This window comes from Telluria sp. B2 (genome assembly GCF_051789535.1).
Classification (GTDB): Bacteria; Pseudomonadota; Gammaproteobacteria; order Burkholderiales; family Burkholderiaceae_D; genus Telluria.
The window spans coordinates 2,959,732-2,972,533 of the sequence record NZ_CP196525.1 but is presented as its reverse complement, the minus strand read 5'-3'; the positions used below and the strand labels follow the sequence as shown (position 1 = coordinate 2,972,533).

General features: G+C 64.6%; 13 protein-coding genes. 2 read left to right on the top strand and 11 right to left on the bottom strand.

Annotated elements, in window-relative coordinates; genetic code table 11:
- Position 1: 1 nt before the first annotated feature.
- The 3 genes from ACSUZJ_RS13260 to ACSUZJ_RS13250 form a co-directional block, all read right to left on the bottom strand.
- Positions 2–1,129, bottom strand: coding sequence for a YbdK family carboxylate-amine ligase (locus ACSUZJ_RS13260; protein ID WP_499408846.1), 1,128 nt, complete (start codon positions 1,127–1,129; stop codon positions 2–4).
- Position 1,130: 1 nt separating this feature from the next.
- Complete coding sequence (locus ACSUZJ_RS13255; RefSeq protein ID WP_499408844.1) at positions 1,131–2,315, bottom strand: cation:proton antiporter; 1,185 nt, start codon at positions 2,313–2,315, stop codon at positions 1,131–1,133.
- Between the two features lie 211 nt (positions 2,316–2,526).
- Positions 2,527–3,918: a metallophosphoesterase family protein gene (locus ACSUZJ_RS13250; protein WP_499408842.1), complete on the bottom strand. Its 1,392-nt coding sequence runs from the start codon at positions 3,916–3,918 to the stop codon at positions 2,527–2,529.
- Between the two features lie 134 nt (positions 3,919–4,052).
- Between ACSUZJ_RS13250 and ACSUZJ_RS13245 the strand changes: the two genes are divergently transcribed.
- Positions 4,053–4,817, top strand: coding sequence for a ZIP family metal transporter (locus tag ACSUZJ_RS13245; RefSeq protein ID WP_499408840.1), 765 nt, complete (start codon positions 4,053–4,055; stop codon positions 4,815–4,817).
- Positions 4,818–4,826: 9 nt separating this feature from the next.
- On the opposite strand, the gene ACSUZJ_RS13240 is transcribed toward ACSUZJ_RS13245, so the two are convergent.
- Positions 4,827–4,970 (bottom strand): hypothetical protein, encoded by a 144-nt coding sequence (locus ACSUZJ_RS13240; RefSeq protein ID WP_499408838.1) that lies wholly within the window; start codon positions 4,968–4,970, stop codon positions 4,827–4,829.
- Positions 4,971–5,064: 94 nt separating this feature from the next.
- Here ACSUZJ_RS13240 and ACSUZJ_RS13235 point away from each other — a divergent pair, with 94 nt between their 5' ends.
- Positions 5,065–5,391: a DUF5710 domain-containing protein gene (locus ACSUZJ_RS13235; protein ID WP_499408836.1), complete on the top strand. Its 327-nt coding sequence runs from the start codon at positions 5,065–5,067 to the stop codon at positions 5,389–5,391.
- Positions 5,392–5,549: 158 nt separating this feature from the next.
- On the opposite strand, the gene ACSUZJ_RS13230 is transcribed toward ACSUZJ_RS13235, so the two are convergent.
- The 7 genes from ACSUZJ_RS13230 to cyoB form a co-directional block, all read right to left on the bottom strand.
- A protein-coding gene (locus ACSUZJ_RS13230) for an IS3 family transposase (RefSeq protein WP_499408834.1) occupies positions 5,550–6,910 on the bottom strand; the annotation gives its coding sequence in 2 pieces (ribosomal slippage) (positions 5,550–6,431 and positions 6,434–6,910; 1,359 coding nt in all).
- A gap of 142 nt (positions 6,911–7,052) precedes the next feature.
- Complete coding sequence (locus ACSUZJ_RS13225) at positions 7,053–7,607, bottom strand: response regulator transcription factor (protein WP_499408832.1); 555 nt, start codon at positions 7,605–7,607, stop codon at positions 7,053–7,055.
- A complete protein-coding gene (locus tag ACSUZJ_RS13220; protein ID WP_499408830.1) occupies positions 7,600–8,946 on the bottom strand; it encodes an ATP-binding protein in 1,347 nt (448 codons plus the stop codon). Before ACSUZJ_RS13220 ends, ACSUZJ_RS13225 begins: the two co-directional genes overlap by 8 nt.
- Positions 8,930–9,769, bottom strand: coding sequence for an SURF1 family protein (locus tag ACSUZJ_RS13215; RefSeq protein WP_499408828.1), 840 nt, complete (start codon positions 9,767–9,769; stop codon positions 8,930–8,932). Before ACSUZJ_RS13215 ends, ACSUZJ_RS13220 begins: the two co-directional genes overlap by 17 nt.
- On the bottom strand, positions 9,766–10,173 hold the full coding sequence (cyoD, locus tag ACSUZJ_RS13210) for a cytochrome o ubiquinol oxidase subunit IV (RefSeq protein WP_499408826.1): 408 nt from the start codon (positions 10,171–10,173) through the stop codon (positions 9,766–9,768). Before cyoD ends, ACSUZJ_RS13215 begins: the two co-directional genes overlap by 4 nt.
- On the bottom strand, positions 10,170–10,805 hold the full coding sequence (gene cyoC, locus ACSUZJ_RS13205) for a cytochrome o ubiquinol oxidase subunit III (protein ID WP_499408824.1): 636 nt from the start codon (positions 10,803–10,805) through the stop codon (positions 10,170–10,172). The genes cyoD and cyoC overlap by 4 nt, the downstream gene beginning before the upstream one ends.
- Positions 10,798–12,801, bottom strand: coding sequence for a cytochrome o ubiquinol oxidase subunit I (gene cyoB, locus ACSUZJ_RS13200; protein ID WP_499408822.1), 2,004 nt, complete (start codon positions 12,799–12,801; stop codon positions 10,798–10,800). The genes cyoC and cyoB overlap by 8 nt, the downstream gene beginning before the upstream one ends.
- Between the last annotated feature and the right edge of the window lies 1 nt (position 12,802).

Here is a 12,802-nt window from a genome sequence, read left to right as displayed (position 1 = left end):
TTTACTCCGGCATGCCCTCGCGGAAGCGCCGCAGCGCGGCGTCGACGATCGCCTCGGCGCTGCCGCCGCGTTCATGGGCCGCGCGCAGGAAGGCGGCGTCGCTGCCGGTATGGGTCTCGTTGTACAGGTGTTCGAGCGCCGCTTCGCTGCCGAGGGCGCGCGCATGCGGCTCGAGGTGGCGCAGCGTCGTCAGGATGTCCTCGCGCAGCGAGACCGTCTCGTGGCTCTGGGGGTGCACCAGGGTGCCGTCCAGGCCGAAGCGGCAGGCCTGGAAGCGGTTGTAGTTGTAGACTAGGTAGTCGTCTTCCAGGGGCGGCGGCTCGTTTCGTTCGAGCAGGTGGCGGCACAGCGCCTGCAGGTAGCAGGCCAGCGCCGCCGCCCGCTCCACCGTCAGCGGCGTGTCGCAGACCCGCAACTCGATGGTGCCGTATTCCGGTTTCGGCCGCAGGTCCCAGTAGAAGTCCTTCATGCTCTTCACGATGCCGGTGTTCTCCATGCGCGTGAAGTAGTCGCGCTCGAAGGCATCCCAGCTCAGCAGGAACGGCGCCCGGCCCGACAGCGGGAAGGCGAACACCGAGTTCAGGCGCGCCGAATTGAAGCGCGTGTCGCTGCCCTGCAGGAAGGGCGAGGAGCTCGACAGGGCGATGAAATGCGGGATGTAGCGGTTCAGCGCATGCAGCAGGAACAGCGCCTCGTCGCCCGAGCCGCAGCCGATGTGCACGTGCTGGCCGAACACCGTGAACTGCTTGGCCAGGTAGCCGTACAGCGCCGAGACCTCGCGAAAGCGCGGCTTCGAGAAGATCTTCCGTTGCGACCACTGCTGGAAGGGGTGGGTGCCGCCACCGCAGACGCCCACGTTGAGCAGGTCGCCGGCGCGCAGCAGGGTGTCGCGGATCTCGCGCAATTCCTCCAACAGCTCGCCGTGGTGGGTGTGCACGCTCGAATTAATCTCGATCATGCTCTCGGTGATCTCGGGCGTGACGTTCCCCGGAAAGGGCGCGCGGCCCAGCAGTTCCAGCATGTCCGGGGAAGCGGCAACCAGGTCGAAGTCCGACAGGCTGACCAGCTGCAGTTCCAGTTCGACGCCCATGGTGAGCGACTGCGATTGGGCGAAGCGTTCGAGTGCCATCTCAAGCCTCCTTTCCGGTGCGGGTTTCGTTGGCCCAGACGACGGCGCGCTGGGTCAGGATGGGGCCGGCGACGTCGAGCAGCAGCATCACGGCGGCCAGCGGCGCCAGGCTGTCGAACAGGTCGACGCCGATCCAGCGGGTCTGCTCCATCAGGATGATCGCGAACACCGCCATCGGCGTGAGCGCCAGGCCCGACAGCGCCCCCTTGCGCGCCGAGATGCCCGACACGCGCGCAAACAGGGTGCAGACCGCCACCTTCACGACCGCGCGCACCAGCACCAGCAGCAGGCCCAGGGCGAGGCCGCCGCTGACGTGCTCGACCTGGACCTTGGTGGCGACAAAGAAGAACATCAACACCGTCAGTAGGTCGCCCAGCACGCCGAAGTTGCGCTGCGCGGGACTGAGCGAAATGCGGCGGTGGCGCGCCACCAGGCCGAAGGTCAGCGCCGCCAGCACCGGCGACAGCGGCAGCACCGAGGTGATGGCGACCAGCAGGACCACCGCCAGCGCAAAGGCCAGGGTGCCGTCGCGCGAGGCGTCGATCATGCGCAGCCAGAGCGGCACCAGGGCGCCGAACAGCGCGCCCAGGCCGGCGGACGCGGCCAGCACAAGCAGGCTGCTGCCGGCCGCGTGCGCGATGTCGCCCGAGGTCTGGAACACGCCGATGCCGACCACGATATTGAAGGTGAACACCGCCATCACGCAGTTCAGCGCGGTCAGGTGCATGGCGCGCTCGGTGACCTGGCCGGCCGCGCCCTGCTCGTTCAGCACGCGCAGGAGGCCCGCCGGCGAGCTCGACATGGCCAGCGAGGCCGTCAGCGCGGCGGGCAGGCGATCCATGCCGCACAGGTGGGCGACCAGGTAGACCGCGGCGAAGGTGCAGGCCGCTTCCAGCAGCGAGGTCGCGACGATCCATGGGTTGTTGCGCAGCCAGCGCAGGTTGATGCGGTAGCCCAGTTCGAACAGGATCAGGCCGAAGCCCAGGTTCGCGAGCAGCATGAAATTCTTGGCTTCGGACGGCGGCAGGTAGCCGGCGGCCAGGTTGCCGAACACGAAACCGGCCAGGCCGTAGACGGCAATGCGTGGCAGCGCGGTCCAGCGGTAGATCAGTTCGCCGGCCATCCAGGCCAGCGTCATCGCCAGCGGCCAGGCGAGTTGCAAGCCGAGATCGGAGTAGTCAAACATGCGTGTCCTCCAGGAAGGGCGGGAGCACGACATGGACCACCGGGCGGTGGGCCTCCCGCGAAAAATAGCCCCCGGGCTGGCCGGGGGCTCAAAAGAAACGAATGAACGCCTCATCGCTGATCGAAAAGCCACCGTGGCGGCGGCTCCGATGGCTCTATATTGCCCGATATATATTTCCTTGGCAACTATATTTGTTGGAATGTATTGACCATCAATTCACTTGGGCCAGTTCGCAGCGCGAGCGGCGGCCCTTCACGCTGCAGCTGTTCTTCTGTTTGCCGTCGCGGTCCCAGACCACGACTTTCCAGGCATCCGGTCCGCTGCGCTCCATGGTTATGAAGCCGAAACCGTCGATCCAGGAACTCATGGCCTCGACCACGGCCCCGGGCGCCGGCGCCTGTCCTGGCGGGACGCTGGCCGGCAGGGGGACGATGTCTTCGGCCGTGCCCGAGAAGCCGGCCACGAACTGGGTTGGGTGGGGGCTCGCAAAGCTGAGCTGCTCCCACAGGTGCACGTGGCCCGACAGCAGCATGCTGATCGAACGCGGGAAATAGCCCGGATCGACGTCGCCGAAGGCGTCGAGCAGGCCCTGGTCGCCGCCGAACAGCGTGATCGCGCCGGTTTTCGCATCGCGGTTGGCGCCGAAGGCGAACAGCGGATGGTGGTCGACCGCGATGTTGTAGGCCGCCCCGTGGGCGAGCTGCTCGACCTTGCGGTAGGTGTCGGCGTATTTCGCCCGTCGCGGATCGGTTTTCGGAAGGCCTTTCCAGTTCGTGTTGGCGGTATCGAAGACGATCAGCTGGGCCCCGCCGCCCAGCGGCACCGCATAGGGGTCGCTGTAGTCGCCGCTGGCGTCGTTTTCAGGCAGGTCGCAGTCGCGGCCGGGCGCGAAGGGACGCGGATCGAGGTAGCGCCACCAGCCCTGGCCGCCGCGCGAGCAGTTCTCGTGGTTGCCGCGCGCGAGCACCCAGGGCGCGGCCGCGAGCAGCTTCCGCGCCGGCGTGAAGAAGTCGGCGGCCCAGGCGTCGTAGCCGTAGCCATAGGGGCTGCCGGCGCAGCCGGGGCGGTCGCTTGGGCAGGGGTCTTCGCGGTAGTGGTAGTCGCCGACGTGGATCACGAGGTCCGGCTTGAATTCGGCGGCGCTGGCCGCCACCCGTGCAAAGGGAAAGGCCTGTGGATCGTTACAGTCCTGGAACAACTTGCCCTTCAGGCGGCAGCCGGTGTCGCCGATGACGACGATGCGTTTCGCCTCGGCCTTCGGCACCGGCAATACCTGCTCCCCTGCCCTGGCGCTGAATGTGCCCGCCGGGATCGGCGCCTCGCAGGTCAGCACCGCGTTTGAAGCCGGCGTGTGCGGCTGGCCGGGGCGCGCCGGTATGCTCGACAAGGGCACGCGCACCCGCATTGGCATCAGGTGGCCGTCGACCTGCAGCGGCGGACAGGCGCTCGCCGCGGTGATGACGCGGGCGATCGCCTGGCCGTTCTCGCCGAGCACCACGAAGGCGGCTTCGGTGTGGGTGGGGACCGGCGCGTAACTGGCGCAGCCTGCCAGCACGGCGGCCGGCAGCAGCGCTCCAAAACGGCTCAGGGAGCTGGATCTCATAGTGCTTTCCTGCAAAAGTGCCGAATGTACCACAGCCGTATGACGCCCTGGTGAACTGCCAGGGGGCAGGCGGACGCGCCCTTCCCGCGCTTGCAGGTAGCATTTTGTCGAGCACAACAACGTGGGAGAGTGGCATGGGTGGCATTCCGGCATGGCTGCAGGCGGGCTTCTGGGGCCTGGTGGCGGGTGGGGCCCTCCTGATCGGCGCCGCGGCCGGCTACTGGCTGAAGGTGCCGGCGCGCCTGGTCGCCGCGATCATGGCCTTCGGCAGTGGCGTCCTGATCTCGGCGCTGTCCTTCGAGCTCATGGAAGAGGCCTACCATACCGGCGGCTTCGCTTCCACCGCTCTCGGCTTCCTGGCCGGCGCGGCGGTCTATACGCTGGCGAACTGGCTGCTCTCGCGCCAAGGGGCGAAGCACCGCAAGCGCTCGGGTGGCCAGCAGCCCAGCGAGGCCGAGGACAGCGGCAGCGGCCTGGCGATCGCCGTGGGCGCCCTGCTCGACGGCATCCCGGAGTCGATCGTGATCGGCTTGTCGATGCTGGGCGGCGGCAAGGTCAGCCTGGTGGCGGTGGCGGCGATCTTCCTCTCGAACGTGCCGGAAGGCCTGTCGAGCGCGGCCGGCATGAAGAAGGCCGGGCGCCCGGCCGGCTACATCTTCGGGATCTGGGGCGGGATCGCGCTGGCCTCGGGCGTGGCGGCCCTGGTCGGCTTTACCGCCTTCGAGGGCGTGTCGGGCGGCGTGGTGGCGGCCACGACCGCAGTGGCGGCGGGCGCGATCCTGGCGATGCTGGTCGATACCATGATTCCCGAGGCTTTTGATGAGGCGCGCGACTTCGCCGGGCTGATCACGGTGGCGGGCTTCCTGTGCGCTTTCGCGCTGAGCAAGATGGGCGGCTGAGCGGCGCGCTCAGCGCAGCAGGTGCACGAGGAAGCCGATGCCGTTGAACAGTGCCGCGAACAGCAGGGGAAAGCGGTATTCGCCCGGCGTGGCGTGGGTGGGCAGGAACATCCTGCGGCCGCCGTGCAGGGCTGCCAAGCGGGCCGGGACCATGCTGTTGTCTACGGCGCAGGCCGCAAGCCGCGGCCGGTACACGTCCTCGGATCGACCAGGGCTTACAATACCGGCTTCAAAAGATGAGGCGGTAATGAAAGTATTGAAGGTTCCGTACGCGGAAAAAGACGAAGCCAAGGCGCTGGGCGCACGATGGAATCCGACCAGGAAGAGCTGGTACGTGCCGGATGGCGTTGCACTGGAACCCTTCGCGCGCTGGCTGGCCGGCGGCGCGGACGCGGCTGCCGGGCCCTCCTCGCGCGATGCGCGCGCGGCGAAACCAGTGACCGGTGCGAAGTACATCGAGCTGGCGCACGCCTGCAATCCCTTCGAGGAGTGTCACGAGTGCCGCCCGAAGCTCGTCGACAGCGGCTGGCTGGAGGCGCATCAGGCGGTGCGCAGGATGCTGGCGGGGTTGTAGGGCACAAGCACCGCAATTTGCCGACGATACCCGCAGGGTGGACAGCTGCGCCGTCCACGCGTCGATCGTTGGGGGCAGGATCGTCGCCCCCGGCGCAGGAGCCGATAACAATCCAGGTGGGCACGGGTGAACTGACCCCAGAAAGTTGGACAGTTGATCTATGCTGCCAATTGCTGAGTCCTGAATTGTACAGGGCTCAGCCCGTTGAGTCTGAGCTTGCCGCGGTCATTGTTGTAGTAGCGAATATACTCATCAATCCCAGCTTCCAGCTGATCGATGCTGGTGATTTTTTCCAAGTAGAAGAACTCGGTCTTGAGCACGGCAAAGAAGCTTTCCATGGCCGCATTGTCGTGACAGTTACCCTTGCGCGACATGCTCTGCACGATCCCATGCTCGGTCAGTGCCTGTTGATAAGCGGGCATGCGGTATTGCCATCCCTGGTCGGAGTGGAGCATTGGTTTGTCCTCCGGGCCAAGTCTTGAAAATGCCTTGGTCAGCATGGATGTCACCAGTTCGAACCGAGGGCGCCTGTTCGTTTCGAAAGCGATGATCTCACCATTGTATAGGTCGAGCACAGGCGACAAATAAAGCTTTTCACCTGCGACATGAAACTCGGTGATGTCGGTCACCCATTTCTGCTTTGGCGCCTTTGCTTCGAACCGGCGCTGCAATTCGTTCGGCGCCGTCTTGCCCACTTCGCCTTTGAAAGACTTGTATTTCTTGGGACGAACCAGGGACTTCAACTTCAGTTGCCCCATCAAACGCTGTACGGTTTTATGATTGATGCGTTCGCCAAGCTGGCGAATGGCTGAGGTCACACGGCGGTAACCATAACGTCCCTTGTGGCGCTCGAATACGTCCTTGATCGTCGCTTTCAATTGTCCGTACTTGTCATCGGCAGCTTGCGCTTTGAGCCGGTAATAGAACGAGCTTCGAGGAAGTCCTGCCAGCTTGAGCAGACCGTCGAGTCGATATTGCTGCCTTAGTTCTTGGACCGCTTGGGTTTTTTCGCAGACTCCGCTTCCTGCCTTGCCTGAACTAAGGCTCTCAACTTTTTTAGGTAGGCGTTCTCCATCCGCAGGTACTCCAACTCGGCCAGCAATTCTTCGCGGCTACGCTTGTCTTCATGCGCTACTTCCGGCTTTGTCGTCGGTATGATCATCTTCTCGGATCTGCTTGTTGGAGGGCGAGCCAATGCCTCGCTCCCCCCTTCTTGATAGGCACGCTCCCAGACTCCTACCGTCGAATGACCGCGGATATCGAACCGGGCAGCGGTCTGGGTGATCGAAAGGCGATTTTCCCACATGTACTGTAGTACCGACAGCTTGAATGCGGCCGTATATCTGCTCCGCTTCTTGCGCAGTCCAGCATCCCCATGCAGTCGATACGCTGTTACCCAGCGCTCCACCAGCGAGCGATTGGCCATGCCATGGCGCTGAGCCACAGCCCGGTAGCCTCCCCGACCAGACAAATAGTCCTGGACAACCGTTATCTTGAACTGCTCCGTGTGCTTACCCATATCACCCCAATAAGTTGTGTCTAACTTATTGGGGTCAGTTCAGGGGCGCCCACCCTACGGAAGGTTCGGCTGCCGTTGTGAATGCAGGGTGGACCCGGGCCGCGCGGGACCCCATGTCCACTACCCGCCGCGAACGGGCCGGTCACTTGACCCGCTGCTTCTCCAGCTTCCTCGCCAGCGTGCGCCGGTGCATGCCGAGCCGCCGCGCCGCTTCCGAGATATTGAAGTCGGTTTCGGCCAGCACCGCGTGGATATGTTCCCACTCCAGGGTCTTGATCGAGGTCGAGCGGTTGGTGACCTCGACATCGGTGCTGCCGGCCACGTGCCCGAAGGCGGCCTCGATGTCGTCGGTGTTCGAGGGCTTCGCCAGGTACTGGCAGGCGCCCAGCTTGATCGCCTCCACGGCGGTGCCGATGCTGGCGAAACCGGTCAGCACCACGATCAACATCGCCGGGTCGTGCGCATGCAGCATCTGCACGCAGGAGAGGCCCGAGGCATTCCCCTTCAGTTTCAGGTCGACCACCGCATAGCCGGGGTTGTGCTCCTTGAGGACCTCGGCCGCTTCCTCGTAGCCGGGAGCATGCAGGACCTTGTAGCCGCGCCGCTCGAAGGAGCGCCCGAGGGTGCGGGCGAAGGCTTCGTCGTCCTCGACGATGAGCAGGACCGGAGGATCGGACACATCAGGCATATCAGACATGTTCGCCCTCCCCGCCCAGGGAGATCGCCGCCAGCGGTATCGTGAGCGTCACCTCCGCTCCGCCCTCCTCCCGGTTGCGCGCCACCACGGCCCCGCCGAGGGTGCGCGCGACGTTCACGACCAGGAACAGGCCGAGACCGCCCCCGGCGCGGCCCTTGGTGCTCTGGTAGGGCTTGCCGAACTGGGCCAGCACGGCCGGAGCGAAGCCGGCCCCGCGGTCCGTCACCACCAGGTTCAGCATGCCCTCCTCGACGCTTGCCGACAGGCTCACCCAGCCGGTGGGCGAGGCTTCCAGCGCATTGTCCAGCAGGTTGTCGATGCTTTGCTTGAGGGCCGAGTCGAAGACGACGGGAATGTCGTCGACGATACGGTTCTCGTATTCGAAGTCCTTCACCGGGCGGCTGTCCTCCCAGTCCTCGGCCAGGCCGTCCAGGAAGGTGTGGATGGTCGTGCGCACCGCCGACTCGCCGCGCGCCTTGCCGGCCGAGAGCAGGATGCCGCTGACGATGGACTTGCAGCGCTGGAGCTGGGTCTGCATCTCGCCGATCTCTTCCAGCAGGTCGGGGCTGTTGCGAAACTCCGGCATGCGCTTCCAGTCGCCCAGGATCACCGACAGCGTGGCCAGCGGCGTGCCCAGTTCGTGGGCCGCGCCGGACGCCAGCAGGCCCATGCGCACGATATGGTCTTCTTCGGCCGCGCGCTGGCGCAGTTCGGCCAGCTGGGCCGCCTTGGCGCGCACCGTGCCGCTGATGCGCGAGACGAAGATCACCAGCAGGCCTGCGTTCAGGGCGAAGCAGATCAGCATGCCCTGCACGTAGAGGCTGGCGATGCCGCGCGCATGGTCGAAGGGCAGCGCGAGCGGCTGGGCAAAGACCGCGAGCAGGCCCAGGCAGACCAGGGTGATGGCGACGATGGTCCAGGTCGACCAGGCTTCCAGCAGCACCGCCGAGATAATGATCTGCAGCAGGTAGAGGAAGGCGAAGGGATTGGTGGTGCCGCCCGAGAGATAGAGCTGCACGGTGAGCGTGGCCACGTCCACCAGCAGGGCCATGAAGATCTCGGCGTTCGACACCGGCTTCTTCTCGTGCCAGCGCAGGTGGCTGGCGATGTTGAAGGCGATCAGGCAGGCCAGCACCTGCAGCATGTGTACCAGCGGCAGGTTGATGTCGAAGATCAGGATCGCGCCGGCGATGGTCGTGACCTGGCCGACGACGGCGATCCAGCGCAGCTCGATGAGCTGCAGCATGTTCTTGTGACCGGCGGCGTATTCGACGCTGGCTTCGGCGCTGGACGCGATCGAAGGCGTTATTTTTGTTAGTAGATCAAGCTTTCCTGCCATCGTTCCCGGCCCTGGCGGCCTCTCCTTTTGCACCGAAGCGCGCAACATACCACCACGCACCGGCAACCATCAAGGCCAGAGCATACCAAGTGACGGCATACACGAGGTGATTGTTTTGAAAGGAGATGACCGTCAGGCCGCCGACGGGGCGGTCCGGGGCCCCGGCGGGGTCCTGGCCGCGCGCAGCGTCGACGAAGAACGGCGCGATGACGGGAGCGCCGTCCGGCGCGGAATGGGACAGTCCGCGCGCGGCGGCAATGGCCGCGACGTCGCGCGAGAACCAGCGGTTGCGCGCAGGATCGTTATCGCGCAGGAAGCCACCGCCCGGCTCGGCGATGCGCAGCAAGCCGGTCAGCGCATGGGGCGGGCCTTCAAGGGCAGCGCACGGGTCGCCATTCGCGCGGCGCGCGGGATAGGTGGCGGCGGTGTTGCCGGAAGCGGGAATGAAGCCGCGGTTGACGAAAACGACGGAACCGTCGGTCGTGCACAGGGGCGTCAGAAGCCAGAAGCCGGCGCCCAGTTCGGAAACGGCCTGGACCGGCGTGGTGTATTCGTAGAGGAAGTGACCGGAGAGGCGTACGCGCCGGTATTCGTCGGATTCTTTTGAAACGTCCGCCCAGCGGCTCGCCGGGGGAAGAGAAACGGGAGCCGCGCGCACGCGCGACTCCACCCGTTCGATGAGGGCCAGTTTCCATTGCAGGCGAACCACCTGCCAGGTTCCCAGCCCCGCGAACAGCACGATCAGGAACAGCCCGAGGATCGCGAGGATCACCCGGCCCATGCTGCGCGGCCGGATGGCTGCCTGATCGTGCTTCGACATCATTGCATGTCGTGCGCGCCGTGACCGGTCACGGCGGCGGCGTCGCCCATGCCGGGCATCATGTTGGCGTTCATGTGATACATGACCCAGATCGAGCCCGAGAGCACGATCACCAGCAGGATGATGGTCAGGATCAGCGCCATCATGTTCCAGCCACCTTCGGATTTCGCGTTCAGGTGCAGGAAGTAGATCATGTGCACGACCAGCTGGACGGCGGCGAAACCGAGGATCACGAACTTGGTCGTTTCCGGCGGCAGGACATTGCCCATCACCAGCCAGAACGGGATCACGGTCAGGATCACGGCCAGCACGAAGCCGGTCGTGTAGTCCTTCAGGCTGTAATGCACGCCCGGCTCGTCGCCATGGGTATGGCCGTGGAGGGCGTCGTGAGTGTGGTGGTCGCTCATGGCAGCACTCCCATCAGGTAGACAAAGGTAAACACGAAGATCCAGACGACGTCCAGGAAGTGCCAGAACAGCGACAGGCACGACAGGCGGCGCATGTTCTCGGCCGACAGGCCGTGCTTGCCCAGCTGGAACATCAGCGTGACCAGCCAGACGATACCGAACAGCACGTGCAGGCCGTGGGTGCCGACCAGCGAGAAGAACGCGGTCAGGAAGCCGCTGCGCGACGGACCTGCGCCTTCATGGATCAGGTGGTAGAACTCGTACAGTTCCAGGCCCAGGAAGCACAGGCCCAGGACGCCGGTGATGCCCAGCCAGAGCTGGGCCGCGCCCAGCTTCTTGGCCTGGGCCGAGATCATCGCGAAGCCGAAGGTGATCGACGACACCAGCAGGAAGGCCGTGTTGATGGCCACCAGCGGCAGGTCGAACAGCTCGGCGCCGGTCGGGCCGCCCGCGTAGTTGCGGCCCAGGACAGCGTAGGTCGCGAACAGCGAGGCGAAGATGAGGCAGTCGCTCATCAGGTAGATCCAGAAGCCCAGCAGGGTGCCGTTCTCCGGATGATGCTCGCGAACGTGGTATTCGCGGGCGGCGCCGCCGACGGCGCCGCCAGTGAGGGTTGCGTGATTGTTAGACATGGGCTTCCAGCAATTTAGTACGTGCATTCTCGGTACGGGTGACTTCTTCGGCCGAGATGTAGTAATCGCGTTTGTAGTTGAACGTGTGGACGATGATGGCGACCATCATGGCGACGAAGGCCAGGCCGGTCAGCAGCCACATGTGCCAGATAATGCCGAAACCGACGACCATCGACAGCGCGGCGATCACGAAACCTGCCCAGGTGTTCTTCGGCATGTGGATAGCCACGTAGTCGTTCAGCGGACGCTTCCAGCCGTTCTTCTTCATGTCGGCGAAGGAGTCGTTGTCGTACACCACCGGCGTGAACGCGAAGTTGTAGTCAGGCGGCGGCGACGAAGTCGACCACTCCAGGGTACGGCCGTCCCACGGGTCGCCGGTGTGGTCGCGCAGTTTCTCGCGGTCTTTCCAGGTCATGAACATCTGCATCAGCAGCGCGGCGATACCGCCGGCGATCATCAGGGTGCCGAACAGCGAGATCATGAACAGCGGCTGCAGTTCCGGATCTTCGAAGTGGCTGGTACGACGGGTCACGCCCATGAAGCCCAGGATGTAAGGCGGCATGAAGGCGAACCAGAAGCCGATCGACCACAGCCAGAACGAGACCTTGCCCCAGAACTGGTTCAGCTTGATGCCGAAGGCCTTCGGGAACCAGTAGTTGATGCCGGCGAACACGCCGAACACGACGCCGCCGATGATCACGTTGTGGAAGTGCGCGATCAGGAACAGCGAGTTGTGCAGCACGAAGTCGGCAGCCGGGATGGCCAGCATCACGCCGGTCATGCCGCCGATGGTGAAGGTCAGCATGAACGAGACCGTCCACATCATCGGCAGTTCGAAGCGGATACGGCCGCGGTACATGGTGAACAGCCAGTTGAAGATCTTCGCCCCGGTCGGGATCGAGATGATCATCGTGGTGATGCCGAAGAACGAGTTGACGCTCGCGCCGCTACCCATGGTGAAGAAGTGGTGCAGCCAGACCAGGTAGGACAGGACCATGATCACGCAGGTTGCATACACCATCGAGGTGTAGCCGAACAGGCGCTTGCCGCAGAAGGTCGAGACGACTTCCGAGAAGATACCGAAGGCCGGCAGGATCAGGATGTACACCTCCGGGTGGCCCCAGATCCAGATCAGGTTCACGTACATCATGGCGTTGCCGCCGCGGTCATTCGTGAAGAAGGCGGTGTCGAACAGGCGGTCCATGCCCAGCATGGCCAGCACGGCGGTCAGGATCGGGAAGGAAACCACGATCAGGATGTTGGTGCACAGCGAGGTCCAGGTGAAGACAGGCATCTTCATCAGGTCCATGCCCGGCGCGCGCATCTTGATGATGGTCACGACCAGGTTAACACCTGACAATAGTGTACCCACACCCGCGATCTGCAATGACCAGATGTAGTAGTCGACCCCGACACCCGGGCTCGCCAGGATGCCCGACAGCGGCGGGAAGGCCAGCCAGCCGGTACGCGCGAACTCGCCGACGAACAGCGAGGCCATCACCAGCACCGCGCCCATGGCGGTCATCCAGAACGAGAAGTTGTTCAGGAACGGGAAGGCCACGTCGCGGGCGCCGATCTGCAGCGGCACGACGTAGTTCATCAGGCCGGTCACGAACGGCATCGCCACGAAGAAGATCATGATCACGCCGTGGGCGGTGAAGACCTGGTCGTAGTGGTGAGGCGGCAGGAAGCCGGCGTTCTCGCCGAACGAGATCGCCTGCTGGGCGCGCATCATGAGTGCGTCGGCGAAGCCGCGCAGGAACATGACCAGGCCGAGCACCATGTACATGATGCCGATTTTCTTGTGGTCGATGCTGGTGAACCAGTCGTGCCACAGGGTGCCCCACAGGCGGAACTTGGTGATCAGGGCCAGCAGGGCCAGGCCACCAACGAGCACGCCTGCGAAGGTAGCGAGCAGGATGGGCTCATGGAACGGAATCGCGTCCCAGCTGAGCCGTCCGAAGATTAGCTTCGTCAAGTCAAATGAGTCTTGCATG

Coding starts and splice junctions, on each gene's coding strand:
- ACSUZJ_RS13260 (WP_499408846.1), bottom strand. CDS start 1,129: ATGGCACTCGAACGCTTCGCCCAATCGCAGTCGCTCACCATGGGCGTC.
- ACSUZJ_RS13255 (WP_499408844.1), bottom strand. CDS start 2,315: ATGTTTGACTACTCCGATCTCGGCTTGCAACTCGCCTGGCCGCTGGCG.
- ACSUZJ_RS13250 (WP_499408842.1), bottom strand. CDS start 3,918: ATGAGATCCAGCTCCCTGAGCCGTTTTGGAGCGCTGCTGCCGGCCGCC.
- ACSUZJ_RS13245 (WP_499408840.1), top strand. CDS start 4,053: ATGGGTGGCATTCCGGCATGGCTGCAGGCGGGCTTCTGGGGCCTGGTG.
- ACSUZJ_RS13240 (WP_499408838.1), bottom strand. CDS start 4,970: ATGGTCCCGGCCCGCTTGGCAGCCCTGCACGGCGGCCGCAGGATGTTC.
- ACSUZJ_RS13235 (WP_499408836.1), top strand. CDS start 5,065: ATGAAAGTATTGAAGGTTCCGTACGCGGAAAAAGACGAAGCCAAGGCG.
- ACSUZJ_RS13225 (WP_499408832.1), bottom strand. CDS start 7,607: ATGTCTGATATGCCTGATGTGTCCGATCCTCCGGTCCTGCTCATCGTC.
- ACSUZJ_RS13220 (WP_499408830.1), bottom strand. CDS start 8,946: ATGGCAGGAAAGCTTGATCTACTAACAAAAATAACGCCTTCGATCGCG.
- ACSUZJ_RS13215 (WP_499408828.1), bottom strand. CDS start 9,769: ATGATGTCGAAGCACGATCAGGCAGCCATCCGGCCGCGCAGCATGGGC.
- cyoD (WP_499408826.1), bottom strand. CDS start 10,173: ATGAGCGACCACCACACTCACGACGCCCTCCACGGCCATACCCATGGC.
- cyoC (WP_499408824.1), bottom strand. CDS start 10,805: ATGTCTAACAATCACGCAACCCTCACTGGCGGCGCCGTCGGCGGCGCC.
- cyoB (WP_499408822.1), bottom strand. CDS start 12,801: ATGCAAGACTCATTTGACTTGACGAAGCTAATCTTCGGACGGCTCAGC.